Genomic DNA, 25,520 nt, shown 5'->3' with positions numbered 1-25,520 from the left:
GTTCGCAGCCCCTTAATTGGTGAAGGATCACGCGAAGCTTCGAACAAGGTCTTTTGACCTTGTTTTTTTTTGCCTTGTTTTCTGATGTGACGGTTTTGGCCGCCTAGAAGGGCCTTTTAAGGCTCGACGCCCGGCATGATGATCGGCAGATCCTTGAAGCCGATGCCGAAATAGGTGCCGGCAACATACCAGGCGCCATAGATAAGACCTGACACAACAGTCGTCGTGAGGAATATCCGAGCCGCCCGGAATCGGGTCGGGGCGCTTGCAACCGTACCCGGAACGACATTCTCGTCCTCATCCTGGGTGCGCAGGCCGATCGGCAGGACCGCAAACAGGGTCAGCCACCAGATTACGAAATAAACCGCCAGTCCCGACAGGATCGCCATGATGTCTCGCTCCAGACTTGATCGGGCATAGGCTTGCGCGCTCATGCCGTTTGTCACCCTATAATCGCGGAAACCGGCGGGCACAAAGACAAAAGCGTCGCAGGCAGCGTCGCCCCCCGATCAACAAGATATCAGAACTGCGTCATCGCAGCGTCAGACCTGTTCGAGTTCGATCAGTGTGCCGAAGAAATCCTTCGGATGAAGGAACAGCACCGGCTTACCATGGGCGCCGATCTTGGGCTCACCGCTTCCGAGCACGCGAGCGCCTGTCGCTGAAAGCTGGTCACGGGCGGCCAGGATGTCGGTCACCTCGTAGCAGATGTGATGCATGCCGCCGGACGGGTTCTTTTCCAGAAAGGCCGCAATCGGAGAAGCTTCGCCGAGCGGCTCCAGCAGCTCAACCTTGGTGTTTTCCAATTCGACGAAAACGACGGTCACGCCATGTTCTGGCAAGGCCTGCGCCTGGGCCACCTTGGCGCCGAGCGTATCACGATAGCTGGTGGTCGCGGCAGTAAGATCCGGGACAGCGATGGCGATGTGATTGACGCGGCCGAGCATGGTTTCCTCCTGGCGTTGCGGGCAAAGATTAGGTCATCCCTGCCCGCCTCGTCCCTCAGACTTTGGTCAGGAACACCGTGACGATCGGCTTCTTGCCCCAGACCTCGTTGGCCGTGGAGCGAACCGCGCGGCGAATGGCTTCGCGAACGGTGTCCAGATCCTTGCGGCGGCTGCGCGGAATGCTTTCGACGGCGCCGAGGACAGCGTCATACAGCGTGTCTTCCATCAGCTCGCCCTCGTGATCCACTTCCGGCAGGCCGAAGGGAACGACGTCGGGATCACCGAGGAAATCGAAGCGGCTGTCGAGAAGCACGCTGACGGCAACGTGGCCGACATAGGAGAGCTTCTTGCGATCGGCGATGCCCATTTCCTCGATATCGCCGACGAGCTTGCCGTCCTTATAGACGCGGCCGAAGGGAGCCTGGTCGATCACTTCGGCGGGGCCCGGCGCGATGCGCAGGATATCGCCGTTGCGGACATGGGGAACGGTGGGGATGCCGGCCTGCAGTGCTAGATCCTTCTGGGCAACCAGATGGGCGGCTTCGCCATGGACGGGCACGAGCATTTGTGGGCGAACCCACTCGTACATCTTCAAGAGTTCGTTGCGGCGCGGGTGACCCGACACGTGAACCAAGGCTTCACTGTCCGTGATGATGTGCACGCCCTGCTCGATGAGGCCATTCTTGATCTCGAGGATCGCCTTCTCGTTGCCTGGGATGGCGCGCGAGGAAAAGACCACGGTGTCGCCGGCGGTGAGCGCCACGTTGCGCATCTCGTCGCGCGAGAGCTTGGCGAGTGCTGCGCGTGCCTCGCCCTGGCTGCCCGTCAGGATGACGACGACCTTGTCGCGCGGGATGAAGCCGTATTCGTCCTCGGCGATGAAGGGGCGAATGCCCTCCATGATGCCGATGTCCTGGGCCACGTTCGTTACGCGCTTCAGCGAGCTGCCGAGCAGCAGGACTTCACGGCCTGCTGCTTCTGCGGCGAGCGCGATCGAGCGGATGCGGCCGACATTCGAGGAGAAGGTGGTGATGGCGACGCGGCCTTCGGCAGCCTCGATGATCTTCTGCAGGCCAGCGGAGACCTCTTCCTCGGAGGGAGAGACACCATCGCGCATGGCATTGGTGGAATCGCACAGCAGTGCGAGCACGCCTTCGTCGCCGACCGCACGGAAGCGTCCTTCGTCGGTCAGCGGTCCAAGCGAGGGGTTATGGTCGATCTTCCAGTCACCCGTGTGCACGACATTGCCGAGCGGCGTCCGGATGACCAGCGACATCGGCTCGGGGATCGAATGGTTGACGCCGATCGCTTCGATCTCGAAGGGACCGACATTGATGCGGTCGCCCTGCTTGAAGGGCGTGATCGGGATTTCGGCGCGCGAGCCTTCGTAGTCACGCTTGGCTTCCAGCATGCCGGCGGTGAAGCGAGAGGCATAGACCGGCACGTTGAGGCCAGGCCACAGGTCGTTCAAGGCGCCGTAGTGGTCTTCGTGGGCATGGGTGATGATGATGCCCTTGAGGTTCTTCTTCTGCTTCTTGATGAATTCGATATCGGGAAGCACGAGGTCCACGCCCGGCAGATCGGGACCGGCGAAGGTCACGCCGCAGTCGACCATGATCCACTGGCGATTGGACGGCGGGCCATAGCCGTACAATGCGAGGTTCATGCCGATTTCACCCACGCCGCCCAGCGGCAGGAAAACCAGTTCGTCGTTCTTGGCCATTCTTCTTTCCGATCCAGTCTACCCGAAAAACACATCTCCGGCGGCAACCGACATCATTCCGTCGGGGCCCCGGTCGAGCAATAAAATTCCCTTATCATCGATTCCGGAAAAGATACCGGAAATCGAGCGATCCGGCAGGTTCACCGTGATTTTCTCGCCGATGCCGCAGGCGGCAGCGCGCCACCGCCGGACGATCTCGGCAATGCCCCTGCCCTCGTCCCAGACATCAAGCACGTCCGCCATCTCGACGAAAAGGCGGGCGAAGAATTCCGGCGGCGAGATCGACACGCCCTGATCGGCGAGCGACGTGACCGGATAGAGCGTCAGATCCGGGCGATGGGCAATGTTGATGCCGATACCGATCGCAAGTGCCATGCGGCCCTCGGCGACGCGTTCTGCTTCCAGCAGGATGCCCGAGGTCTTCTTGCGGCCGATCAACACGTCGTTCGGCCACTTTATGTCGACGGGCTCACCACCCGGCGGCATCACCGACTGCACGGCGGCATGGACCGCAAGCGCCACTGCAAGGGGCAAGGAGCCGAGTTGCTCTGAAGGGGCCGGATCGATCAACAAGAGGGACGAATAAAGATTCCCGCGCTCGGACACCCAGGGGCGCCCACGACGGCCACGGCCTCCGGTCTGGCGCTCGGCTGTGAGCCATAGAAAACCGGAATCGCCCGCGCGAGCGCGGGCGAATGCTTCCGTATTGGTGGACGAGACTTCGTCTAAGGCTTCGTGCCGGAAATCATCGAGGGAAATCCGGCGCGGTCTTCCGAGGCTGGTCAATTAAACAACGTCTTTGCAGCGGCTTCCGCAGCGGTCCCGAGCGGGCCGCCGAAGAGGACATAACCGAGGACGAAGAAGCCAGAGAGGCCAAAGACGAGGCGCAGCTCGACCGAGGTGCGGGCGAATTCACCCTTGGCTTCGTCGAACCACATGACCTTGATGATGCGCAGGTAGTAGTAGGCACCAATGACCGAGGCCAGAACGCCGATGATGGCGAGCGCGTAGAGCTTGGCTTCGATGGCCGCCACGAAGACGAAGTACTTGGCGAAGAAGCCTGCAAGCGGCGGAATGCCGGCGAGCGAGAACATCAGCGCGGTCAGCACGAAGGCCATGAAGGGACGCGTGGTCGAAAGGCCAGCGAGATCGTCGATGCTTTCTACATTGCCGCCTTCCTTCTGGCGCATCGCCATGATGCAGGCGAAGGTGCCGAGCGTCATGACCAGATAGATCATCATGTAGAGCAGAACACCGGCAACACCGGTGTCATTGCCGGCGGCAAGACCGACGAGCGCGTAGCCCATGTGACCGATGGACGAATAAGCCATCAGTCGCTTGATGTTCTTCTGTCCGATCGCGGCGACCGAGCCGAGTACCATCGAAGCAATCGCGATGAAGACGACGATCTGCTGCCATTCGGCGAAGATCGGCAGGAAGGCGTCGATGACGATACGCACAAAGATGGCCATGGCGCCGATCTTCGGGGCAGCCGCCAGGAAGGCGGTGACCGGTGTCGGGGCGCCTTCGTAAACGTCCGGCGTCCACATGTGGAACGGAACGGCCGAAATCTTGAATGCCAGACCGGCGAGGACGAAGACCAGACCGAAGATCAGGCCGAGCGAGGGTTCGCCCTGCGAGAGAACGGCGGAGATCTGTTCAAAGCCGGTGTTGCCGGTGAAGCCGTAGACCAGCGACATGCCGTAGAGCAGCATGCCCGAGGAGAGTGCGCCGAGCACGAAGTACTTGAGGCCGGCTTCCGTCGAGCGCAGGCTGTCGCGGTTGATGGCAGCGACGACGTAGAGCGCGAGCGACTGCAGTTCGAGCGCCATGTAGAGCGTGATCAGGTTGTTGGCCGAGATCATCAGCATGACGCCGAGGGTCGCCAGCACCAGCAGGACCGGGAATTCAAACTTATCCAGGTGGTCGAAGCGGGCGTGACCGACCGCCATGATCATCGCCGTCACCGAACCGATGAGGGCGAGGATCTTCATGAACGTCGCATAGCCGTCGGCGATATAGGCACCGTTGAAGGCTTCGCCTTCGGCGCCCGAAAACACCAGCCAGGCGCCGGAGAAGATCAGGAGCGCGATCGCCAGCCCGGTGACGACACTGTTCGACTTATCGCCCGAAAACACGCCGATCATGAGCAGCACCATGGCGCCCACGGCCAGGATCAGTTCCGGCGTGACCAGATGCAGGCTTGCAATGAGAGTTTCAACGGTCATGTCCAAAGGATCCTGTCGTCAGTTCGCAATCAGCGCCAGAGACTGGGCTGCTTGCAAGGCTGCGGAGTAGTTGTTCACCAGATTGTCGACGGAGGCTGCGGTCGCATCGAGGATGGGAGCCGGGTAGACGCCGAAGAAGATGGTGAGTGCGATCAGCGGGTAAAGCACGAGCTTTTCGCGGGCATTCAAGTCGAGCATGGCCTTCAGGCTCTCCTTCTCAAGCGCACCGAAGACGACCCGGCGATAGAGCCAGAGCGCATAGGCGGCCGAAAGGATGACACCGGTGGCGGCAAAGAGCGCGACCCAGGTGTTGACGCGGAAGACGCCGATCAGGGTCAGGAATTCACCGACGAAGCCCGAGGTGCCTGGCAGGCCGACATTGGCCATGGTGAATACCATGAAGGCGAGCGCATATTTCGGCATGTTATTGACCAGGCCGCCATAGGCCGCGATCTCGCGGGTATGGAGACGGTCGTAGATCACGCCAACGCAAAGGAAGAGCGCGCCGGAGACGAAGCCGTGGCTGATCATCTGGAAGATCGCACCCTGCACGCCCTGCTGGTTGGCGGCAAAGATACCCATGGTCACGTAACCCATGTGGGCGACGGACGAGTATGCGATCAGCTTCTTGATGTCTTCCTGCATCATCGCGACCAGCGAGGTGTAGATGATGGCAATGACCGACAGCGTAAAGACGAAGGGCGCAAAGAAGTCGGACGCCAGCGGGAACATCGGCAGCGAGAAGCGCAGGAAGCCGTAGCCGCCAAGCTTCAGGAGGATGCCCGCCAGGATGACGGAACCCGCCGTCGGTGCCTGAACGTGTGCGTCTGGCAGCCAGGTATGAACAGGCCACATCGGCATCTTCACCGCGAACGAGGCGAAGAAGGCAAGCCATAGCCAGGTCTGCATCTGCGGCGGGAAGTCGTGCTGCAGGAGCGCTGCGATATCGGTCGTGCCGGCATCCCAGTACATCGCCATGATGGCGAGCAGCATCAGCACCGAGCCGAGCAGCGTGTAGAGGAAGAACTTGTAGGACGCGTAGACGCGATCCTTGCCACCCCAGACGCCGATGATGATGAACATCGGAATGAGGCCGGCTTCGAAGAAGACGTAGAACAGCACGATGTCGAGCGACACGAAGACGCCGATCATCAGGGTCTCGAGGACCAGGAATGCGATCATGTATTCCTTCAGGCGCTTCTCGACCGAGGTCCAGCTCGCGAGAATGCAGAAGGGCATGAGCAACGTCGTCAGGATGACGAACAGCATCGAGATGCCGTCGACGCCGACATGGTAGGAGATGCCGGTCCCGAGCCAGGCGTGCTTCTCCACCATCTGGAAGCCGGTGTTCGAATTGTCGAAGTTGATCCAGATGAAGAGCGACACGACGAAGGTGAAGACCGTCGTCAGCAGCGAGACGTTCAGGATGTTGCGGCGGCCGAGAGAGGTGTCACCACGGGTCAGCAGGAGCAGAGCCACGCCGACCAGGGGAAGGAAGGTGACCGTCGAGAGAATGGGCCAATCGGTCATCAGAGGGAGCTCCCGAGCATCATCCAGGTAACGAGGGCCGCAATGCCGATCAGCATCGCGAAGGCATAGTGGTAGAGGTAGCCAGACTGCAGGCGGACGACCCTCTGGGTCAGGCCACCGACGGCCGAGGCAACACCGTTCGGGCCATAGGCGTCGATGGTGGCAACGTCACCCTTCTTCCAGAGGAAGCGGCCGAGCGCCTTGGAGGACCGAACGAAGAGGAAGTCGTAGAGCTCGTCGAAGTACCACTTGTTGAGCAGGAACTGGTAGAGCATCCACTGCTGTTCAGCGAGCTTCTTCGGCGCCGACGGGTTCTTAATATACATGTACCAGGCGGTGACGAAGCCGAGTGCCATGGCGACGAACGGGCTCCACTTCACCCACTTCGGCACGTCATGGAACTCTTCGAGAACCGTGTTGGTCGGCAGCGTGAAGAGCGCGCCCTTCCAGAATTCGGCATAGTGATGGCCGAAGAAGTAGTCGTGGAAGATCACGCCAGCGACGACTGCACCGATGCCGAGCAGCAGAAGCGGCAGCAGCATAACCATCGGCGACTCGTGGACGTGGTGCATGACATCGGCGGAAGCGCGCGGCTTGCCGAAGAAGGTCATGAACGCCAGACGCCACGAGTAGAAGCTGGTGAAAAGGGCTGCGATCACGAGCAGGGTGAAGGCGAAGACGCCGACCGAGGTATGGGAAGCGAAGGCCGATTCGATGATGGCGTCCTTGGAGAAGAAGCCAGCAAAGCCGATGATCGTTCCGGGGATGCCCACGCCGGTCAGCGCGAGCGTACCGATGGTCATCGCCCAGAAGGTATAGGGGATGTGCTTACGCAGACCGCCCATATAGCGCATGTCCTGCTCGCCATCGACGGCGTGGATAACGGAACCTGCGCCTAGGAACAGGAGCGCCTTGAAGAAGGCGTGCGTGAAGAGGTGGAAGACGGCCGCGCCATAGGCGCCGACGCCGAGTGCCACGAACATGTAGCCGAGCTGCGAGCAGGTCGAATAGGCGATGACCCGCTTGATGTCGTTCTGCACCAGACCGACGGTCGCGGCGAAGAAGGCGGTGATCGCACCGACGATGGTGACGAAGGTCAGCGCATCCGGCGACAGCTCGAACACAGGCGACATGCGGGCGACGAGGAAGACGCCGGCGGTGACCATGGTTGCGGCGTGAATGAGCGCCGAAACCGGGGTCGGGCCTTCCATGGCGTCCGGAAGCCAGGTGTGCAGCAGGAACTGCGCAGACTTACCCATCGCGCCCATGAAGAGCAGGAGGCAGGCGCCGGTCAGCGCATGGCTGCGGTCGAGCTGCATGCCGAAGAGGTTGAGGACAACTTCCGGAGCGGCTGCAGGATCGGTCGGCAGATAGGACTGGGCCGAGGCAAAGATCGTCTCGAGGTTGATCGAGCCGAACATCACGAAGAGCGCCGAGATGCCGAGGATGAAGCCGAAGTCACCGACGCGGTTGACGATGAAGGCCTTCATGGCGGCAGCCGAAGCCGACGGCTTCTTATACCAGAAGCCGATCAGCAGATAGGACGCAAGACCTACGCCTTCCCAGCCGAAGAACATCTGCAGCAGGTTGTCCGACGTGATGAGCATGAGCATCGCGAAGGTGAAAAGCGAGAGATAGGCAAAGAAGCGCGGCCGATGCGGGTCGTGATGCATGTAGCCGATCGAGTAGAGGTGCACGAGGCACGACACCGAGTTGACGACGACAAACATGACGGCCGTCAGCGTGTCGATGCGGAAGGCCCACTCGACGTCGATGCCGCCGGACTGGATCCAGCGCAGCACGGGGACCTTGATGACCTCGTGGGCCTCATGGCTCATTGCGACGTTGAAGAAGACGATCCAGGACAGAACGGCCACGATGATCATCAGACCGGTGGTCACATATTCCGACGCCTTGGCACCGATCTGGCGGCCGAAAAGGCCGGCGATCAGGAAGCCGATCAGGGGGAGAAAGACGATAGCCTTGTAGATCATGACCCAATCAGCCCTTCATCATGTTGACGTCTTCGACGGCGATGGAGCCGCGATTACGGTAGAAGACCACCAGGATCGCGAGACCAATAGCCGCTTCGGCGGCTGCCACCGTCAGGATAAACAGCGCGAAGACCTGGCCGACGAGATCGCCGAGGAAGGTCGAGAAGGCGACCATGTTGATGTTGACCGCGAGCAGGATCAACTCGATCGACATCAGGATGACGATGACGTTCTTGCGGTTCAGGAAGATGCCGAAGACCCCGAGGGTGAAGAGCATGGCACTGACCGTGAGGTAGTGGGAAAGACCGATTTCCATAATTCTGTTCCTTGACCTCTTGCTCGGCTCAGACGCCCTGGCCCGGCTTGACCTTGACCACCTTGACGGCAGTTTCAGGCGTGCGGGCGACCTGGGCGGAGATGTCCTGGCGCTTGATGTTGGTGCGGTGGCGCAGTGTCAGCACGATCGCGCCGATCATGGCGACGAACAGGACGAGGCCCGCGATCTGGAAGAAGAAGACGTAGTCGGTATAGAGCACGTCGCCCAGCGCCTGCGTGTTCTGACGTTCGGCCACAGCCGGGATCGGCTGGGTGATCGCGTTCAGCGCTTCCGGGCTGATCGCGCTGCCGCCAATCACGACGACAAGCTCGACTGCCACGATGAGGCCGATCAACGCGCCGATGGGGGCGTATTTCGCAGCCCCTGCCCTCAGTTCCGTGAAGTCGATGTCGAGCATCATCACGACGAAGAGGAAGAGAACCGCAACCGCGCCGACATAGACGACCAGAAGGATCATCGCCAGGAATTCAGCTCCCGTGAGGAGCAGAAGGCCCGAAGCGTTGATGAAGGTCAGAATGAGGAACAGGACCGAATGGACCGGGTTCCGAGCCGATATCACCATGAAGGCCGAAGCCACCGCGACAAAGGCGAAGAGATAGAAAAAGAGAGCCTGAAGACCCATGTTGGTGCCTTTTCATCTTCCCCCGGACGAGGGCCCTGCCCCGCCGCCCGATAAGGCGTGACCGATATCCCCATCGGCACGCCCGTTACAAAATTCATTCATGTGCCCCGGCGAAGCCCCGCGCTCCGCCCAAGGCGATCGATCCCTAAGGGATCAGCGGTAGGGAGAGTCCATCGCGATGTTGCGCGCGATTTCACGTTCCCAGCGGTCGCCATTGTCAAGCAGGCGTGCCTTGTCGAAATAGAGTTCTTCGCGGGTCTCGGTGGCGAACTCGAAGTTCGGTCCCTCAACGATCGCGTCGACCGGGCAGGCTTCCTGGCAGAAACCGCAATAAATGCACTTCACCATGTCGATGTCGTAACGGACCGTGCGGCGCGTGCCGTCATTGCGGCGCGGGCCGGCTTCGATGGTGATGGCCTGGGCAGGACAGATCGCCTCGCAGAGCTTGCAGGCGATGCAGCGCTCTTCGCCGTTCGGATAGCGGCGCAGCGCATGCTCGCCGCGGAAGCGGGCCGATACCGGGCCCTTTTCGAACGGGTAGTTGATCGTTGCCTTCTGCTTGAAGAAGTAGCGCATCGACAGGAAGAATGCGCCGACGAACTCCTTCAGGAAGATCGAATTGATAGCCTGGGTCAGAGCAGCCATCTTGTTCTCCTAATCAGCCAAGTGTCCGGGCGGGCGTCATTACGCCCAACCCATCAGCTTCAGCACGAATGCAGTGATGATGACCATGGCGAGCGAGATCGGAAGGAAGACCTTCCAGCCGAGACGCATCAGCTGGTCATAGCGGTAGCGCGGAACGAATGCCTTCACCATGGCGAACATGAAGAAGACCATGGTCGCCTTCAGCACGAACCAGATGATGCCCGGGACCCAGTTCAGGAACCAGACGTCGACCGGCGGCAACCAGCCTCCGAGGAAGAGGATCGTGGTCAGCGAGCACATCAGGACGATGGCCGCGTATTCGCCGAGCATGAACATCATGTACGGGGTCGAGCCGTATTCGACCATGAAGCCGGCAACGAGTTCGGATTCGGCTTCCGGAAGATCGAAAGGCGGGCGGTTGGTTTCTGCCAATGCCGAAATGAAGAAGATCACGAACATCGGGAAGAGCGCCAGCCAGTGCCAGTCGAGGAACGAGGCCGGGAGACCCATCATCGTGCCGAGGCCGTTGTTCTGGGCAACCACGATGTCGGTCAGGTTGAGCGAACCGACGCAGAGCAAAACGGTGACGATGACGAAGCCCATCGAGACTTCGTAGGAAACCATCTGCGCTGCCGAACGAAGGGCACCGAGGAACGGGTACTTCGAGTTCGACGCCCAGCCCCCCATGATGATGCCGTAGACTTCGAGCGAGGAGACGGCGAAGACGAAGAGGATGCCGACATTGATGTTGGCGATCACCCATCCGGCGTTGACCGGGATGACGGCCCAGGTTGCGAGCGCCAGTGTGACGGCGACGAGCGGAGCGAGCAGGAAGACGCCCTTGTTGGCGCCTGCCGGGATGACCGGCTCCTTGAAGACGAACTTCAGAAGGTCGGCGAAGGACTGGAAGAGACCCCAGGGGCCGACGACGTTCGGACCGCGACGCAGCTGAACGGCTGCCCAGATCTTGCGGTCTGCGAGCAGGATATAGGCGATGAAGACCAGAAGGCAGACGAGCAGCAGAAGGGACTGCCCGATCATGATGGCCGCCGGCCACACATAGGTGGAAACGAAATTATCCATGGTCCCCTGCCCTTACTCTGCCGCGGCCTTGAAATTGTTGCGGGCCAATGCCGAGCACTCTGCCATGACGGCCGAAGCGCGTGCGATCGGGTTCGTCAAATAGAAGTCTTTGACCGGCGACGCAAACAGAGACTTGCCCATCGTCCCGGGTTTTTTCGCCAGTGCAGCAATATCGGCCGAAGAGCCGGCTGCGATCTCGTCGATCTCGGCGAAATGCGGGTAGGCTTCATATAGCTGGCCACGCAGCTGCAACAGCGAATCAAACGGCAGCTTCTTGCCGAGCACGTCGGAGAGCGCACGCAGGATCGCCCAGTCTTCGCGGGCCTCGCCCGGCGCGAAGCCGGCACGGTTGCCCATCTGGACGCGGCCTTCGGTGTTGACCCAGGTGCCCGACTTTTCGGTATAGGTCGCGCCCGGCAGGATGACGTCGGCGTAATGCGCGCCATTGTCGCCGTGGCTGCCGATATAGACGACGCACTTGGCTGTCTTGGCCGAGAAATCGAGTTCGTCGGCGCCGAGCAGGAAGACGACGTCGAGCAAGGACAGCATCTGACCGGCAGCAACTGCCCCCTCGCCCGGCACGAAGCCGAGGTCGAGAGCGCCGACTCGCGAGGCTGCGGTGTGCAGGACGCAGAAGCCATTCCACTCGTCGGTCACTGCGCCAACATCGGCTGCCAACTTGGCGGCGTTCGCGAGAACGGCCTTGCCATCAGGACCCGACAGGGCGCCCTGGCCGATGATGATCATCGGGTTCTTGGCGGCCTTCAGCGCTTCGGCGAAGTTGTTCTTGCCCGAGACGAGTTCGGCCAGAGTTTCGGTGCCAGCACCGAGATATTCGTAAGGGTAGCGCAGGTCGCCGCCTTCGCCGATCAGGGCGATAGGCAGGCCACCGCGGCGCCAACGCTTGCGGATGCGGGCGTTGAGAACGGCTGCTTCGTAGCGCGGGCTCGCACCAACGATGAGGATCGCATCAGCGGCTTCGATGCCTTCGATACCGGCATTGAAGACGTAGGTCGAACGGCCGAGCGACGGATCGAGTGCCGTCCCGTCCTGGCGACAGTCGGTATTCGAGGACCCGAGAGCGTTGAGGAGCGACTTCAGCGCGAAGATTTCTTCGACGGAAGCGAGGTCACCGGCGACAGCACCGATCTTGTCAGCCGAGGTCGACGCAACTGCCGACTTGATGGCGGCGAATGCTTCAGCCCAGCTTGCAGGCTGCAGACGGCCATCCTTCTTCACGTAGGGGCGGTCGAGACGCTGGGTCTTCAGGCCATCCCAGATGAAGCGGGTCTTGTCGGAGATCCACTCTTCGTTGATCTGCTCGTTGACGCGCGGCATGATGCGCATGACTTCGCGACCACGCGTATCGACGCGGATCGCTGAACCCAGCGCGTCCATGACGTCGACCGATTCGGTCTTGTTCAGTTCCCACGGACGAGCCGTGAAGGCGAAAGGCTTCGAGGTCAGCGCGCCGACCGGGCAGAGGTCGACGACATTGCCCTGCAGCTCAGACGTCATTGCCTGCTCGAGATAGGTCGTGATCTCGGCATCTTCGCCACGGCCGATCAGGCCGAGTTCGGCAATACCGGCCACTTCGGTGGTGAAGCGGACGCAGCGCGTGCAGTGAATGCAGCGGTTCATCACGGTCTTGACCAGCGGTCCGATATACTTGTCTTCGACGGCGCGCTTGTTCTCGGTATAGCGCGAGCTGTCGATACCGAAGGCCATGGCTTGGTCCTGCAGGTCGCATTCGCCGCCCTGGTCGCAGATCGGGCAATCCAGCGGATGGTTGATCAGCAGGAATTCCATCACGCCTTCGCGAGCCTTCTTGACCATCGGCGTGTTGGTGAAAACTTCCGGAAGTTCGCCGTTCGGGCCGCCACGCACGTCGCGCACGCCCATGGCGCAAGAGGCTGCCGGCTTCGGCGGGCCACCCTTTACTTCGACAAGGCACATCCGGCAATTGCCGGCAACCGACAGTCTTTCATGGAAACAAAAGCGCGGAACCTCGGCGCCGGCTTCCTCGCACGCCTGCAACAGCGTGAAATGATCCGGAACCTCGATCTCTTTACCGTCGACCTTCAGCTTTGCCATATTCGCCTTCCTGCCTCACGCTTCCGCGCATCTTGCCGTGGCATTCCTGCCGCGACTGACGACCCTCGTCCCTTCCGGATGAAAAGCCGCCCGTTTTATCCCTCAAGCCCAGCGCATCGCCCCCGCGCCGCCGGACCCTAATCTCACTTGCCTGACCGAGCCTTGCCGCCCGCCAATCGGCGCGCCTGGCCTGCCCAGTCGTCTCGCAGCACGCGGCCGTCGAAACCCAATTCCTTGTCCAGCGCAACAAGCGCCGCCTCGTCCATCGCCACCAGATCCTGATAGCGGGTTATGCCCCTGCCCTTCAGGACCTGCTCGACCTTCGGGCCGATACCGTCGATCTTCTTCAGATCGTCGGCTTTGCCGGAGGCCTTTTTCGGCTTCGGTGCCGGAACGGCGACCTCGACCTTCGGCTCTGGCTTCGCCTTGACCTTCGGTGCGGCCGCAGGTTTCGCGACAGCCTTTGCCTTTGGTGCCGGCTTCGGCTTTTCCACCTTGGCAGCGACCGGTTTAGCCGGCCCCTCAGCCTTGGCCTTCACCTTCGACGCAACAGGCTTTTCCACCTTCACCTTCGCCGGAGTAGGCGCTGGTTCTGGGGTCTTAGCAGGCACCTCGACCTTGGTCTCGGGCTCGGCCACCGTATTTGCTTCGGCCGCCTTGCGTTCTTCTTCCAGCTGCCGCGCGAGCTGGCCTGTCACTTCCATGGCGCCTTGGAGGGAGCCGAGGAAGAACTTGCTCATCTGCGCCGCCATGCCGAAGCCGAAGGCGGTTGCGGCGGCCATTGCGGCCGCCGGATTGGTCATCAGGTCGTCGAGACCTTCGGGAGCGCGAGTTTCCGACGCCGGTTCGTCCGACCCCTTCTTCCCGCCCTTGTCCGAAGAGCTCGTCATCCCTTTTGTCCCTTACTCTGCCGCTTCCATGACCACCCCGTGCGCGATCGCGTTGCGGGTGTACTGGTCGATGCGCTTCTCCATCTCGGGACGGAAATGCTTGATCAGGCCCTGGATCGGCCATGCGGCGGCGTCACCGAGCGCACAGATCGTGTGGCCCTCGACCTGCTTCGTCACCTGGAAGAGCATGTCGATTTCACGCTTCTGGGCATTGCCCTTCACCATGCGTTCCATGACGCGCATCATCCAGCCCGTGCCTTCACGGCACGGCGTGCACTGGCCGCAGCTTTCGTGCTTGTAGAAGGCCGAGAGGCGCCAGATCGCCTTCACGATGTCGGTCGACTTGTCCATGACGATGACAGCGGCGGTGCCGAGGCCGGAGCCCAACTCGCGCAGACCGTCATAATCCATGATGGCGTCCTTCATCTGGGCGCCCGGTACGCAAGGTACCGACGAGCCGCCCGGGATGACGGCGAGCAGGTTGTCCCAGCCGCCGCGAATACCGCCACAGTGCTTTTCGATCAGCTCCTGGAAGGTGATCGACATGGCTTCTTCGACCGTGCACGGCTTGTTGACGTGACCGGAGATCGAAAACAGCTTGGTGCCGGCATTGTTCGGGCGACCGAAGCTCGAATACCAGGACGCACCGCGACGCAGGATGGTCGGCGCAACCGCGATCGATTCGACGTTGTTGACCGTCGTCGGGCAGCCATAGAGACCCATGTTGGCCGGGAATGGCGGCTTCAGGCGCGGCTGGCCCTTCTTGCCTTCAAGGCTTTCCAGAAGTGCGGTTTCTTCGCCGCAGATGTAAGCGCCGGCGCCATGATGCACGACGATGTCGATGTCATAGCCGAGCTTGTTGTTCTTGCCGAGCAGTCCGTAGTCATAGCATTCGTCGATCGCGGCCTGCAGGGCTTCGCGTTCGCGCATGAATTCGCCGCGGACATAGATGAAGGCATGATGCGCGCCCATGGCGAAGGAGGCGATGACGCAGCCTTCGATCAGGGTGTGCGGATCATGGCGCATGATCTCGCGGTCCTTGCAGGTGCCAGGCTCCGACTCGTCGGCATTGACCACGAGGTAATGCGGGCGACCATCCGATTCCTTCGGCATGAAGGACCACTTGAGACCGGTGGGGAAGCCTGCGCCGCCGCGACCGCGAAGACCGGAAGCCTTCATCTCGTTGATGATCCAGTCCCGGCCCTTTTCGAGGATTTGCTTGGTGCCGTCCCAGTGGCCACGGCTCATGGCGCCCTTCAGGGACTTGTCCTTGAGGCCGTAGATATTGGTAAAGATGCGATCCTGATCTCTCAACATAACCTAACCTCTCAGCGTGGCTTCTTGCCGAAGACCTTGATGTATTCCGCTTCGCCGCCCTTGGCGAGCGCCTTGGCCTGCTTTACCCAGTCGTCCCGCTCGATGCGGCCGGAGAACTTGAGGTAGGTGTCGACCCACTCGCGTTCTGCCTTCTTCCACTTGGCGATCTGCTCGAACGTGTAGATGCCGAGGCCGTTCAGTGTCGCTTCGATCTTCGGACCGACGCCCGAGATCATCTTTAGATCATCGGGAGCTGCCGGACGCTCGATGCCAGCAGGACGGTTTTTCTCGTCCATGACCGGAGCAGGAGCCGGTGCGACTTCCTTTTCGACCGGGCGTGCCGTGTCGGCGGAATCGCCCTTCTGCTTGACGTTTTCCGCTGCCGCCTTTTTGGCGGTAGCAGGCGTCTTCAGGCTCTTGTCTGTTTCGGGCGCATCGGTCACCGGCTTTGCGGCGTTGGCCGGCGGAACGGACGTTTCCTCGGGCTTGGCAGCAGCAGGCGTGTCGCTGAAGCGGATCGGTTGGATGTCATCGGTCAGCGTCGTCGGGCCACCGACAGGTGCCGAGAAGATGCGATCGACCTGCGGGCCCGGCTTGACGTCGGAACCCTTGCCTGCGGCGAAGCGATCGATGATGTGCTCGAGCTGGGTCACGGTCAGGTCTTCATAGGCGTCCTTGAAGATCATCACCATCGGCGCATTGACGCAGGCGCCCTGACACTCGACTTCTTCCCAGGAGAGCGTGCCGTCGGCGTTGCGCTCGAAGGGCTCCGGATGGATCTTCGACTTGCAGACGTGGATCAGATCTTCCGCGCCGCGCAGCATGCAAGGCGTCGTGCCGCAGACCTGGATATGGGCCCGGGTGCCGACAGGCTTCAGCTGGAACTGGGTGTAGAAGGTCGCGACTTCCAGGACGCGGATGTAAGCCATGTCGAGCTTTTCAGCGACATACTCGATAGCAGCCTTGGTGACCCAGCCTTCCTGTTCCTGTGCGCGCATCAGAAGCGGAATGACAGCCGATTGCTGGCGCCCCGCCGGATACTTGCGAATGGTGGCCTCAGCCCAGGTGGCGTTTTCCGCGTTGAACGAAAACGCTGCGGGCTGGAATTGCTCTTCGGCTAGTCGACGAACGGACATACTTCCTCACGCCTTGTCTCAGTTTATGGAACCACACCGCGTATTCGTCACATTGGCGAATTCGCAGGCATAGGCCGAATTGTCTTTCTGAACGAATACGAAGAGCTTCGAGCCGGTCCAGCTGGAACTCTTAATCTCGTATCCATCCTGGATCAGCTTGGCCATCGATACAGTCTCGCGCGACGATACGTTACCCTGTTCCTGGGCCACCACCTGGGTGGCACCGAGACAGATCAACGTTGCGGCGAGTAGCTTCAGCATCAGCGGTCAACTTCCCCGAACACGATGTCGAGCGAGCCGAGGATCGCCGAGACGTCGGCCAGCTGGTGGCCGCGGCACAGGAAATCCATGGCCTGCAGATGTGCATAACCCGGGGCGCGGATCTTGCAGCGATAGGGCTTATTTGTGCCGTCGGAGACGAGGAAGACGCCGAACTCGCCCTTGGGGGCTTCGACAGCGGCATAAACCTCACCGGCCGGCACGTGATAGCCTTCGGTGTAGAGCTTGAAGTGGTGGATCAAGCCTTCCATCGAACGCTTCATCTCGCCACGCTTCGGCGGAACGACCTTGCCGTCCAGCGACGAAACCGGGCCGGTCTTGGCATCGCCGAGCAGGCGATTGACGCACTGCTTCATGATCTTCACCGACTCGCGCATTTCGAACATGCGGATCAGGTAACGATCGTAGCAGTCGCCGTTCTTGCCGACCATGATATCGAAGTCGAGATCGGCATAGCACTCGTAGGGCTGCGACTTGCGCAGATCCCAGGCAGCGCCGGAACCGCGGACCATCACGCCCGAGAAGCCCCAGGCCCAGCAGTCGTCAAGGCTGACAACGCCGATATCGACGTTACGCTGCTTGAAGATGCGGTTGCCGGTGAGAAGATCGTCGATGTCGTCCAGCTTTTCCGGGAACTGATCGCACCACTTGCCGATATCCTCGACGAGATCATGCGGCAGGTCCTGATGCACGCCACCCGGACGGACATAGGCTGCGTGCATACGGGCACCGGAGGCGCGCTCGTAGAACACCATCAGCTTCTCGCGCTCTTCGAAGCCCCAGAGCGGCGGCGTCAGCGCGCCGACGTCCATGGCCTGCGTCGTGACGTTCAAGAGGTGCGAGAGGATACGGCCGATCTCCGAATAGAGAACGCGGATCAGCTGACCACGGATCGGGATCTGGATGTCGAGGAGCTTTTCGACGGCCAGCGAATAGGCATGTTCCTGGTTCATCGGCGCGACATAGTCGAGACGATCGAAATAGGGCAGCGCCTGCAGATAGGTCTTGGTCTCGATCAGCTTCTCGGTGCCGCGATGAAGCAAGCCGATATGCGGATCGACGCGCTCGACGATTTCACCGTCAAGTTCCAGCACCAGGCGGAGAACGCCGTGGGCGGCCGGATGCTGCGGACCGAAGTTGATGTTGAAGTTGCGGACGTTGTGTTCGTTCATGGTCTCTGCCCTTCCGCTCACTTGGCCGCTTTTTCATCGCCGGGCAGCACGTAGTCCGTGCCTTCCCAGGGCGAGAGGAAGTCGAAATTGCGGAATTCCTGCTTGAGCTCCACCGGTTCGTAGACGACCCGCTTGGCGTTGTCGTCGTAGCGAACTTCGACGAAACCGGTCGTGGGGAAGTCCTTGCGCAGCGGATGGCCTTCGAAGCCGTAGTCGGTAAGGATACGACGCAGGTCCGGGTGATCCGTGAAGAGGATGCCGTACATGTCCCAGGTTTCGCGCTCGAACCAGTCAGCGCCGGGGAATACCGAACAGGCGGACGGGACCGGCTTAAACTCACCAGTCGCGACCTTGATGCGGATGCGCAGGTTCTGGCGCGGCGACAGCAGGTGGTAGACCACGTCGAAGCGGTCTTCGCGCTTCGGGTAGTCGACGCCGCAGATGTCGATCAGGTTGACGAAGCCACACTGGACGTCGTCGCGCAGGAAGGTCAGGAGCGAGATCAGGTTTTCCGACTTGGCCGTCAGCGACAGCTCGCCGAAATTGATTTCGCTCGACGCGATCAGCGCACCACGCATTTCTGCGAGGTAGGAGGCAAGCTCGTTCAGGGCTTCACTCATGTTTTCAGTCCCTTCGCCTTACCGCTCGATCGTGCCCGTGCGCCGGATCTTCTTCTGCAGGAGCATCACGCCATAAAGCAGAGCTTCTGCCGTGGGGGGACAGCCCGGCACGTAGATATCGACCGGCACGACGCGGTCGCAGCCGCGCACGACGGAATAGGAATAATGGTAGTAGCCGCCGCCATTGGCGCATGAACCCATCGAGATCACGTAACGCGGCTCCGGCATCTGGTCATAGACCTTGCGGAGCGCGGGCGCCATCTTGTTGGTCAGCGTGCCGGCGACGATCATGACGTCGGACTGACGCGGGCTCGCGCGAGGCGCAAAGCCGAAGCGCTCGGCGTCGTAACGCGGCATGGACAGCTGCATCATTTCGACGGCGCAGCATGCCAGACCAAAGGTCATCCACATCAGGGAGCCGGTACGGGCCCAGTTGATCAGCTCGTCGGTCGAGGTGACCAGAAAGCCCTTGTCGGCGAGCTCATTGTTGATCTCGCCGAAGAAGCGGTCATCGGCGCCGATCGGCTTGCCGGTGTTGGGATCGATGATACCCTTCGCCTGCGGCGCGATCATCGTCGTATCGGACTGGATCACTCCCATTCGAGCGCCCCCTTCTTCCATTCATAGATAAAGCCGACGGTGAGAACACCGAGGAAAACCATCATCGACCAAAAGCCGAACCAGCCGATCTCACCGAACGACACTGCCCAGGGGAACAGGAAGGCGACTTCGAGGTCGAAGATGATGAAGAGAATCGACACCAGGTAGAAGCGGATGTCGAACTTCATGCGGGCATCGTCAAACGCATTGAAGCCGCACTCGTAGGCCGAAAGCTTCTCCGAATCGGGCGCCTTGTAAGCCACGGCAAACGGCGCCACCAGAAGCGCGATACCGATAATCAAGGATATGCCGATGAAGATGGCGATCGGAAGGTAAGAACCGAGCAGTTCAGTCATCATATCACCCTGCTTGTCTCGCATGCCATGAGGCATCTAGGGCGGAGTCGACAAGCCGTAAAGAGAGTTGCAACGCGCCGTGGTTAGCGCAGGCAGCCACCCAGCGCAAGTCCAACCAAAGCCTTTTCACCGATACCGGATAGCACCTTACCAGCGGGTAAAATGCCTGTCTCGCGCAATCGCGCGTGCAGCGCAAAAAGACACAGCAATGATGCCGGCACCGGAGGCGCAAGACATCATAAAATCACCTGGAGAAAAGAAGTGGCGCGAGTGACGGGGCTCGAACCCGCGACCTCCGGCGTGACAGGCCGGCACTCTAACCGACTGAGCTACACCCGCGCATTTCATGGGGTTGGCCCCATGTCTTCGCTGCCTTAAGCAGCATGCCCTGAAGGCTTTGGAATGGCGCGAGTGACGGGGCTCGAACCCGCGACCTCCGGCGTGACAGGCCGGCACTCTAACCAACTGAGCTACACCCGCGCATTTCCAAATCGGGGTTCAAGGCGATCCCCGTCGAGCGGCTTGCCGTTCGATGAGCGGCTCTCTACGGGGTTCATCTGGAGGTGTCAAGCAGCTTTCAAGACAAAACCGTGACCGCCCGATTTTTTGCCCAGCGCCCTCCCCCGGGCTTGCCGGGAGCCTCCTGTTCGCGACAACGCGCCGCAGGCGGAAAACAAGGATTCTCGTCGCTTATCCACATGACGCTGATGGCCGGATGACAAAAAAACAAAAAATCTGCACAAACGCTCTTGCAGATTTTGCGCGATCCGCATAGATCACGGCCACCGACGCGGCGGACATGATCCGGTCAGCGCACGGGCGATTAGCTCAGTTGGTAGAGCGCCTCGTTTACACCGAGGATGTCGGGAGTTCGAGTCTCTCATCGCCCACCATTTTTCCTCCTCGTATTCTTCTCTGCATTCAATCCTTGGTCCTACGGTTTCGGATGTGCATGCCCTTGCCTTCCCTGATCTCCACCTCGAATGCACCCGCCTTGCGCACGAGATCGCTGAGCTTTGTGGAGCCGTAGGTGCGAGAATCAAAATCTGACTTGAGGTTTGAAAGCTGTGTGCCGAGGGCGGCTAGAGCTACCCAGCCATCATCGCTGTCAATATCGGCCAAAAGACGCCTGATGATTGGGACTGCAGCGCTGGCTGGCTTCAAGGACGGTGGAGGCTTCACATCACCTTCGCCCGAAGGCTCAATGGCCAAATTTTCCGTGTAGATGAAGCGGCTGCAGGCTTGGCGAAAACTCTCCGGCGTCTTCTGTTCACCGAAGCCATAAACATCTGCGCCCTGTTCGCGAATGCGCGAGGCAAGCCGGGTAAAGTCGCTGTCAGAGGATACGAGGCAGAAGCCAGCGAATCTGTTGCTCTGGAGCAGATCCATGGCGTCTATTACGAGCGTGATGTCAGAGGCATTCTTTCCGGTCGTGTAAGCAAACTGTTGCTGCGGCACGATGGCATGGCGCGTCAAAGTCTCTCTCCAACCCTTCATGCGGGCATCAGAGAAATCGCCGTAGATGCGCCGGACGCTCGCCTCGCCGAGTCGCGCAATTTCTTCAAAGAGCCGATCCGCAATCTTGCTGGACGTATTGTCTGCATCAATTAGGACGGCGAGCCGTTCCGTCTTCTCTTTCGTTGCCATGCACGCCTCCCAGCATCGTGGATCCAGACAACGCTGAAACCAGAGCGTAGTCGACTGATTGCATCACAACCAGTCGACACATGATTGGCAAGGGCTACCGCAGAAATGAATAGTGCGTGGGCCCTCAGTCCTGCGCCAGGACGATCACCATGTCTTTCTCTGTGTAAGCGAGCAGCTCCGAGCGGTTCGGGTTCACGACGACGCCGCCGAGATTGCGCTCGTCTGCATCCCCTGCCCGCTGGCGGCGGTGGCCGATGGCGATTTCGCCTCGACGGAGCGCCGAGAGGGCGACAGTGAAGAAATTCACAGGCTGCGAGATATCCACATAGTCGCTCATGGGGCGCATGTAGATCTCGGAGCCTTCTACATCCAGCAACTCGTCGAAGATCGCCGCCATGAACTCGTTCTCGGAGGCCTGGGCCAGCATCAAGCTGACAAGCTTGTTGCTGACGACAAAATCATCGGCGCGGGTGACTTCCGCAAGCTCGCGGTTGCGGACATCCGTCATCTCGCTCACCACATTGATGTGGAGGCCGGCGCGCTCGGCGATCTTGCGCAGGTGCAGAAGCGTGATCAAGGTGCGGGTATCGGCCGATTGCATCGACATGTCGTCGCTGTAACCCAGGACCAGCACGTGGTCGTAGGACGGGATGTCGAGCGCTTCGAGTGCCGACCGGCTGCTGGTATCGATCACCACATGGGATACGCTCATATTGTCGTTCGGCAAGGTCAACGCGGCGATATCGGCCTCGAATTTCGGGGTGCTGGCAGCCACCGTGAGAACGGATCCAGGGGCGACGTAGCGACCGAGCTCGGACGCGATGATCGGACCACGGCGGTTCCAGCCGAGGACCAGGGTGCGTTCTGCGGTCGGGGCTTGAGGATTCGCCTGGAGGATCGCGCCCTGGGCAATCTGCGGGGCACCGTTCCATGTCTGAATGGATGCGTCGTCCTCGGCAATGATCACCAGCCGCTCACCGGGAGCGATCGTGCGATTCGGAGACGGGTTGAGATGGATCTTGCCTTCTGCATCGCAGATGCCGATCAGGGTGCTCGTTTCGTAAGACATGACCGCCGCACCGAATGGCTTGCCCTCCAGTGCCGGCTGGGGGAGCGTGTAGATCTCGCAACCGTTGAAATCGAGCAGTTCGGTATAGACTGCGGACAGGCCCGACTGGCGGCTCGTATGGACCACGATCCTGGAAATGAGATCGTCGGCCAGCACCAGCTGCAACTCGCTGCCGCCGACGATTCGCGCGACCTCCGTATTCTGCGCATCCCGGATCTCGCCCGCGATCGTATAAGGCTCGGGACGGCGGTTAGGGTCGTTCACCAGAGCGAGAACCGACTTGATGACCTGGGAATCGGGATCCTCGCTCTCGGGCGACAGGACGATGATCGAGCGGGACGTGTGCGGGTTGACGATCGACAGATCGAAGAGATCGGTCGGGTCGCCGCTGCGGCAGATGATCTTGGTGTTCTTGAGATCGCCCACCTTGTCGGCGATCTCCTCTTCCATCTCCACCTTGTCCTTGTTCGCCATGATGACAATGCGCGGACGATGACGGCTCTGGTTGGCGATGACGAGCTCGGAAATGACGTCGAAAATCGAGGCCGACCAGTTGAGGATAATCGTGTGGTCGCTTTCGAGGACGCGCGAGCGGCCCTTGCGCAATTCGTCGAGCTTGTTTTCCAGGCCTGAACTGATGACACCGATCAAGGCTGAGAAGACGAAGATGCCGGCCAGCGTCACGACCAGCGCGACGAGCCGGAAGCCCCAGCCCTGGTCGCCGCCCATGGTGCCTGCATCGAAGGTTCGCATGAGCGATTCCCAGGTGCCTTCGATGAAGCTCACCGGTTCGCCGCCTTCCGGCGCAATGCCGGTGAGCGCGAGGAAGGCGCCGGCCAGGCTGATGACCACCAGCGAGATCAGCGCCAGCCAGCCAATCAGCGCGATCGCACCACCGGCCATGCTCTTGTCGAACTCATAGCGCAACCACCGCGCCAATCTGCACTCGTCTTCTTCGTCATATCCCGACCCCCTGATGGAACGTAGAACGCCGGGATCGCAGGCGGGCCGTTAACATTCGGTGAGAATGGGAAGCAGGGTGGCCGATGGACCCTGAAAAAGTCACAGGCGCGTGAGTTGCTGGTGATCGAGAGGCTGGCGGCAAATGCAGGCACCACGCAAAAGACCCGCAGACTTGCATCTGCGGGTCCTCCAAAATTCGCAGTCTGTCAGGCCTTACTTGCCGCCAATCGGGCGGGTCGCAGCGGCCTTTTCGACCATGGCAGTGACTTCCGCACGGCGCGCGCCCTGAAGCGGCATGCGCGGCATACGGACGCGCTCGGAGCCGCGGCCCATGATCTGTTCGGCGAGCTTGATCGACTGGACGAGGTCGTGTTCGGCATCGAGATGCAGAAGCGGCATGAACCAGCGGTAGATGCGGCGGGCTTCCATCCAGTCGCCACGGTCGGCGGCAGCGACCAGCGCCACCGATTCGGCCGGGAAAGCGCTGGTGAGACCAGAGACCCAGCCCTTGGCGCCGAGCATCAGGCCTTCGAGTGCCACGTCGTCGAGGCCGGCAAAGATGTCGTAGCGGTCACCGAAGGCGTTGATCAGGTCGGTGAAGCGGCGCGGATCGGGCGCGCTTTCCTTGACGGCCTTGATGTTCTTCACGCCGTCGAGCGCTTCCAGCACTTCGGCACCGATGTTGACGCGGTAGGCCGGCGGGTTGTTGTAGAGCATGATCGGCAGGCCGGTCGCTTCGGCGACCGTCTTGAAATGGGCGACCAGTTCATGCGGCTTCGGCACATAGACCATGGCCGGCAGGAGCATCAGGCCATCGGCGCCGATCTTTTCCGCATCGCGGGCATAGGCCGAGGCGCGGCGGGTGTCGAATTCCGATACGCCAGTGACGATCGGCACGCGGCCATTCACCACCTCGACGGCGGCCTTCAGGATGGTGCGCTTTTCTTCCGGATCGAGCGAGTTGTTCTCGCCGCAGGTGCCCATGACGATCAGGCCGTTCACGCCATCGTTGACGAGGGCGTCGAGCACGCGCTGGGTGGCGTCGATGTCGACCGAGAGATCTTCATGGAATTGGGTCGTTGCGGCGGGGAATACGCCGTGCCAGCCAGTGGTCATGGGAAGCTCCTGTTGATGAGGTGAATTCACCGTATACAGTTTGTCGACAAAAGCAAGGGGCGTGTTTCAGGGACTGCTGAAACGGTGGATTTGCGGGGTCAGAGGTTCGGGAGTTTGGCGGCAGCAGTGATGTTGCGCGCTACGTAATCCTGGATCTGGCGGACGATCTGGTCGGCATGGGCAATCGACAGCCGGTCCGCCTCTTCCACATCGCCGGAGCGGATCGCCTCGATGATCTTCTCGTGCTCCTCGACATAGCGGCGCGGCAGACGGTCATCGAAGGTCTGGTAGTAGAGCCTGAGGATCCGGCGCCCCTCGTCGAGCAGGCGGGCAAAGAAGGTCGTGTAGTAGGGATTTCCGGCGCGCTCGGCGATGGCGACGTGGAATTCCCTGTTCGCCTCGATCATGGCGAAGGCGTCCTGCGCCTCGACCGCCTGGGCAAAGGCCTCCTGGTGGCGGACGATTTCTGCCATGCATGCCTCGCCGGCGCGCTGGGCAGCACCCCGCGTGGTGACGCGGTACATCAGGCAGAGCGCCTCGAAATAGGTCGGCAGGCTGGAGAAATCGATGACGGCGACGATCGTGTTTCGATTGGGCAGGCTGGTGACCAAGCCTTCGGAGGTCAACCGGAGCAGCGCTTCGCGAATCGGTGTGCGGGACATGCCGAAATGTTCGGAGAGACGCGTTTCGTCGAGCGGACTGCCCGGTGGGCGCTCCATGGTGAGGATTTCGTGGCGCAGCGCCTTGTAGACCGATTCGGTGCCGGAGCCGCGGGCGCGGGGCCCCTCGCCCTTCATGGTCTCGGTGTCTGCGCTGCTTGCCTCGTCCATGCCTGTCGTCCCGCTCTATCGGCAACCGCCGCAGCCTACCGTTCGGCGCCAGAACAGCTGTTAACGGTCGCGAAAGTCAAGGCTGGCATTCACGGGGCGGTATGACGGCCTCACGCTTGGAGTTCGCGGCGGGCCTCGAGATACCATTCGACGAAGGCTTTTACGCCGTCTTCGAGCTTGGTGGTCGGCGTGTAGCCGGTCAACGCCTGCAGGAGATCCGGGGCTGCATAGGTGCGCGGCACGTCGCCCTTCTGCATCGGCAGCATGTGGCGGATCGCCGGCTGGCCGAGCGCCTTTTCTACCAATTCAACGAAGTCCATCA

General features: G+C 61.0%; 24 protein-coding genes, 3 tRNA genes and 1 pseudogene. 1 reads left to right on the top strand and 27 read right to left on the bottom strand.

Annotated elements, in window-relative coordinates; translation table 11 throughout:
- Positions 1-116 precede the first annotated feature (116 nt).
- The 22 genes from C0V73_RS08950 to C0V73_RS08845 all read right to left on the bottom strand — a co-directional run bounded on the left by C0V73_RS08950 (position 117) and on the right by C0V73_RS08845 (position 20,053).
- The gene (locus C0V73_RS08950; protein ID WP_102019685.1) at positions 117-389 is read right to left on the bottom strand and encodes a DUF1467 family protein; all 273 of its coding nucleotides are present in this window, start codon (positions 387-389) and stop codon (positions 117-119) included.
- Between the two features lie 153 nt (positions 390-542).
- A complete protein-coding gene (gene mce / locus C0V73_RS08945) occupies positions 543-947 on the bottom strand; it encodes a methylmalonyl-CoA epimerase (protein ID WP_102019684.1) in 405 nt (134 codons plus the stop codon).
- A gap of 55 nt (positions 948-1,002) precedes the next feature.
- Positions 1,003-2,670: a ribonuclease J gene (locus C0V73_RS08940; protein ID WP_102019683.1), complete on the bottom strand. Its 1,668-nt coding sequence runs from the start codon at positions 2,668-2,670 to the stop codon at positions 1,003-1,005.
- An 18-nt stretch (positions 2,671-2,688) separates the two neighbouring features.
- Positions 2,689-3,456 carry a biotin--[acetyl-CoA-carboxylase] ligase gene (locus C0V73_RS08935; protein WP_102019682.1) on the bottom strand — a complete coding sequence of 256 codons (768 nt, stop codon included), beginning with the start codon at positions 3,454-3,456 and terminating at the stop codon, positions 2,689-2,691.
- Complete coding sequence (nuoN, locus tag C0V73_RS08930; protein ID WP_102019681.1) at positions 3,453-4,898, bottom strand: NADH-quinone oxidoreductase subunit NuoN; 1,446 nt, start codon at positions 4,896-4,898, stop codon at positions 3,453-3,455. The genes C0V73_RS08935 and nuoN overlap by 4 nt, the downstream gene beginning before the upstream one ends.
- 18 nt (positions 4,899-4,916) lie before the next feature.
- Positions 4,917-6,428 (bottom strand): NADH-quinone oxidoreductase subunit M, encoded by a 1,512-nt coding sequence (locus C0V73_RS08925; RefSeq protein WP_102019680.1) that lies wholly within the window; start codon positions 6,426-6,428, stop codon positions 4,917-4,919.
- Positions 6,428-8,422, bottom strand: coding sequence for an NADH-quinone oxidoreductase subunit L (gene nuoL, locus C0V73_RS08920; RefSeq protein ID WP_102019679.1), 1,995 nt, complete (start codon positions 8,420-8,422; stop codon positions 6,428-6,430). Before nuoL ends, C0V73_RS08925 begins: the two co-directional genes overlap by 1 nt.
- A gap of 7 nt (positions 8,423-8,429) precedes the next feature.
- Positions 8,430-8,738: an NADH-quinone oxidoreductase subunit NuoK gene (gene nuoK, locus C0V73_RS08915; protein ID WP_102019678.1), complete on the bottom strand. Its 309-nt coding sequence runs from the start codon at positions 8,736-8,738 to the stop codon at positions 8,430-8,432.
- Between the two features lie 28 nt (positions 8,739-8,766).
- Complete coding sequence (locus C0V73_RS08910) at positions 8,767-9,381, bottom strand: NADH-quinone oxidoreductase subunit J (RefSeq protein WP_102019677.1); 615 nt, start codon at positions 9,379-9,381, stop codon at positions 8,767-8,769.
- A 153-nt stretch (positions 9,382-9,534) separates the two neighbouring features.
- Positions 9,535-10,026 (bottom strand): NADH-quinone oxidoreductase subunit NuoI, encoded by a 492-nt coding sequence (nuoI, locus tag C0V73_RS08905; RefSeq protein ID WP_102019676.1) that lies wholly within the window; start codon positions 10,024-10,026, stop codon positions 9,535-9,537.
- A gap of 39 nt (positions 10,027-10,065) precedes the next feature.
- Positions 10,066-11,109, bottom strand: a complete 1,044-nt coding sequence (gene nuoH, locus C0V73_RS08900; protein ID WP_102019675.1) for an NADH-quinone oxidoreductase subunit NuoH — start codon at positions 11,107-11,109, stop codon at positions 10,066-10,068.
- A gap of 12 nt (positions 11,110-11,121) precedes the next feature.
- Entirely contained in the window at positions 11,122-13,203 is a 2,082-nt protein-coding gene (gene nuoG / locus C0V73_RS08895; protein WP_102019674.1) for an NADH-quinone oxidoreductase subunit NuoG, read from the bottom strand.
- Between the two features lie 143 nt (positions 13,204-13,346).
- A complete protein-coding gene (locus C0V73_RS08890) occupies positions 13,347-14,093 on the bottom strand; it encodes a 5' DNA nuclease (protein WP_102019673.1) in 747 nt (248 codons plus the stop codon).
- 12 nt (positions 14,094-14,105) lie between these two features.
- Positions 14,106-15,410: an NADH-quinone oxidoreductase subunit NuoF gene (gene nuoF, locus C0V73_RS08885; protein WP_006727574.1), complete on the bottom strand. Its 1,305-nt coding sequence runs from the start codon at positions 15,408-15,410 to the stop codon at positions 14,106-14,108.
- An 11-nt stretch (positions 15,411-15,421) separates the two neighbouring features.
- On the bottom strand, positions 15,422-16,546 hold the full coding sequence (locus C0V73_RS08880; protein WP_102019672.1) for an NADH-quinone oxidoreductase subunit E: 1,125 nt from the start codon (positions 16,544-16,546) through the stop codon (positions 15,422-15,424).
- 18 nt (positions 16,547-16,564) lie between these two features.
- A complete protein-coding gene (locus C0V73_RS08875; protein ID WP_102019671.1) occupies positions 16,565-16,807 on the bottom strand; it encodes a hypothetical protein in 243 nt (80 codons plus the stop codon).
- Positions 16,807-17,997, bottom strand: a complete 1,191-nt coding sequence (locus C0V73_RS08870) for an NADH-quinone oxidoreductase subunit D (RefSeq protein ID WP_102019670.1) — start codon at positions 17,995-17,997, stop codon at positions 16,807-16,809. Before C0V73_RS08870 ends, C0V73_RS08875 begins: the two co-directional genes overlap by 1 nt.
- Positions 17,998-18,014: 17 nt before the next feature.
- On the bottom strand, positions 18,015-18,617 hold the full coding sequence (locus C0V73_RS08865) for an NADH-quinone oxidoreductase subunit C (RefSeq protein ID WP_102019669.1): 603 nt from the start codon (positions 18,615-18,617) through the stop codon (positions 18,015-18,017).
- An 18-nt stretch (positions 18,618-18,635) separates the two neighbouring features.
- Positions 18,636-19,217 carry an NADH-quinone oxidoreductase subunit B gene (locus tag C0V73_RS08860; RefSeq protein WP_054150616.1) on the bottom strand — a complete coding sequence of 194 codons (582 nt, stop codon included), beginning with the start codon at positions 19,215-19,217 and terminating at the stop codon, positions 18,636-18,638.
- Positions 19,208-19,573: an NADH-quinone oxidoreductase subunit A gene (locus tag C0V73_RS08855; RefSeq protein ID WP_006727567.1), complete on the bottom strand. Its 366-nt coding sequence runs from the start codon at positions 19,571-19,573 to the stop codon at positions 19,208-19,210. Before C0V73_RS08855 ends, C0V73_RS08860 begins: the two co-directional genes overlap by 10 nt.
- Positions 19,574-19,835: 262 nt before the next feature.
- Positions 19,836-19,912, bottom strand: a tRNA-Asp gene (locus C0V73_RS08850).
- A gap of 64 nt (positions 19,913-19,976) precedes the next feature.
- Positions 19,977-20,053 (bottom strand) — tRNA-Asp (locus C0V73_RS08845).
- A 337-nt stretch (positions 20,054-20,390) separates the two neighbouring features.
- Between C0V73_RS08845 and C0V73_RS08840 the strand changes: the two genes are divergently transcribed.
- Positions 20,391-20,466 (top strand) — tRNA-Val (locus tag C0V73_RS08840).
- A 28-nt stretch (positions 20,467-20,494) separates the two neighbouring features.
- Here C0V73_RS08840 and C0V73_RS08835 read toward each other — a convergent pair.
- The 5 genes and pseudogenes from C0V73_RS08835 to C0V73_RS08815 form a co-directional block, all read right to left on the bottom strand.
- Positions 20,495-21,220, bottom strand: a complete 726-nt coding sequence (locus C0V73_RS08835) for an NYN domain-containing protein (RefSeq protein WP_102019668.1) — start codon at positions 21,218-21,220, stop codon at positions 20,495-20,497.
- Positions 21,221-21,344: 124 nt separating this feature from the next.
- Positions 21,345-23,228: a hypothetical protein gene (locus tag C0V73_RS08830; protein WP_245407929.1), complete on the bottom strand. Its 1,884-nt coding sequence runs from the start codon at positions 23,226-23,228 to the stop codon at positions 21,345-21,347.
- A gap of 237 nt (positions 23,229-23,465) precedes the next feature.
- Positions 23,466-24,368, bottom strand: a complete 903-nt coding sequence (locus C0V73_RS08825; protein WP_102019667.1) for a dihydrodipicolinate synthase family protein — start codon at positions 24,366-24,368, stop codon at positions 23,466-23,468.
- Between the two features lie 98 nt (positions 24,369-24,466).
- Positions 24,467-25,165 (bottom strand): GntR family transcriptional regulator, encoded by a 699-nt coding sequence (locus C0V73_RS08820; RefSeq protein WP_102020328.1) that lies wholly within the window; start codon positions 25,163-25,165, stop codon positions 24,467-24,469.
- A 143-nt stretch (positions 25,166-25,308) separates the two neighbouring features.
- Positions 25,309-25,520 (bottom strand): annotated as a pseudogene (locus C0V73_RS08815) (UDP-glucuronate 5-epimerase); the annotation flags it as partial.

It is taken from the genome of Rhizobium sp. TH135 (assembly GCF_002855515.1).
Classification (GTDB): domain Bacteria; phylum Pseudomonadota; class Alphaproteobacteria; order Rhizobiales; family Rhizobiaceae; genus Allorhizobium.
This window is presented reverse-complemented; position numbering and strand designations above follow the sequence as displayed.

What these genes read in the sequence shown, in the direction of transcription:
- C0V73_RS08910 (WP_102019677.1), bottom strand. Translation starts at nt 9,381, where the DNA reads ATGGGTCTTCAGGCTCTCTTTTTCTATCTCTTCGCCTTTGTCGCGGTG.
- C0V73_RS08890 (WP_102019673.1), bottom strand. Translation starts at nt 14,093, where the DNA reads ATGACGAGCTCTTCGGACAAGGGCGGGAAGAAGGGGTCGGACGAACCG.
- nuoH (WP_102019675.1), bottom strand. Translation starts at nt 11,109, where the DNA reads ATGGATAATTTCGTTTCCACCTATGTGTGGCCGGCGGCCATCATGATC.
- mce (WP_102019684.1), bottom strand. Translation starts at nt 947, where the DNA reads ATGCTCGGCCGCGTCAATCACATCGCCATCGCTGTCCCGGATCTTACT.
- nuoF (WP_006727574.1), bottom strand. Translation starts at nt 15,410, where the DNA reads ATGTTGAGAGATCAGGATCGCATCTTTACCAATATCTACGGCCTCAAG.
- C0V73_RS08870 (WP_102019670.1), bottom strand. Translation starts at nt 17,997, where the DNA reads ATGAACGAACACAACGTCCGCAACTTCAACATCAACTTCGGTCCGCAG.
- C0V73_RS08880 (WP_102019672.1), bottom strand. Translation starts at nt 16,546, where the DNA reads ATGTCCGTTCGTCGACTAGCCGAAGAGCAATTCCAGCCCGCAGCGTTT.
- C0V73_RS08835 (WP_102019668.1), bottom strand. Translation starts at nt 21,220, where the DNA reads ATGGCAACGAAAGAGAAGACGGAACGGCTCGCCGTCCTAATTGATGCA.
- nuoG (WP_102019674.1), bottom strand. Translation starts at nt 13,203, where the DNA reads ATGGCAAAGCTGAAGGTCGACGGTAAAGAGATCGAGGTTCCGGATCAT.
- C0V73_RS08940 (WP_102019683.1), bottom strand. Translation starts at nt 2,670, where the DNA reads ATGGCCAAGAACGACGAACTGGTTTTCCTGCCGCTGGGCGGCGTGGGT.
- nuoL (WP_102019679.1), bottom strand. Translation starts at nt 8,422, where the DNA reads ATGATCTACAAGGCTATCGTCTTTCTCCCCCTGATCGGCTTCCTGATC.
- C0V73_RS08950 (WP_102019685.1), bottom strand. Translation starts at nt 389, where the DNA reads ATGGCGATCCTGTCGGGACTGGCGGTTTATTTCGTAATCTGGTGGCTG.
- C0V73_RS08875 (WP_102019671.1), bottom strand. Translation starts at nt 16,807, where the DNA reads ATGCTGAAGCTACTCGCCGCAACGTTGATCTGTCTCGGTGCCACCCAG.
- nuoK (WP_102019678.1), bottom strand. Translation starts at nt 8,738, where the DNA reads ATGGAAATCGGTCTTTCCCACTACCTCACGGTCAGTGCCATGCTCTTC.
- C0V73_RS08820 (WP_102020328.1), bottom strand. Translation starts at nt 25,165, where the DNA reads ATGAAGGGCGAGGGGCCCCGCGCCCGCGGCTCCGGCACCGAATCGGTC.
- nuoN (WP_102019681.1), bottom strand. Translation starts at nt 4,898, where the DNA reads ATGACCGTTGAAACTCTCATTGCAAGCCTGCATCTGGTCACGCCGGAA.
- nuoI (WP_102019676.1), bottom strand. Translation starts at nt 10,026, where the DNA reads ATGGCTGCTCTGACCCAGGCTATCAATTCGATCTTCCTGAAGGAGTTC.
- C0V73_RS08855 (WP_006727567.1), bottom strand. Translation starts at nt 19,573, where the DNA reads ATGACTGAACTGCTCGGTTCTTACCTTCCGATCGCCATCTTCATCGGC.
- C0V73_RS08860 (WP_054150616.1), bottom strand. Translation starts at nt 19,217, where the DNA reads ATGGGAGTGATCCAGTCCGATACGACGATGATCGCGCCGCAGGCGAAG.
- C0V73_RS08865 (WP_102019669.1), bottom strand. Translation starts at nt 18,617, where the DNA reads ATGAGTGAAGCCCTGAACGAGCTTGCCTCCTACCTCGCAGAAATGCGT.
- C0V73_RS08925 (WP_102019680.1), bottom strand. Translation starts at nt 6,428, where the DNA reads ATGACCGATTGGCCCATTCTCTCGACGGTCACCTTCCTTCCCCTGGTC.
- C0V73_RS08825 (WP_102019667.1), bottom strand. Translation starts at nt 24,368, where the DNA reads ATGACCACTGGCTGGCACGGCGTATTCCCCGCCGCAACGACCCAATTC.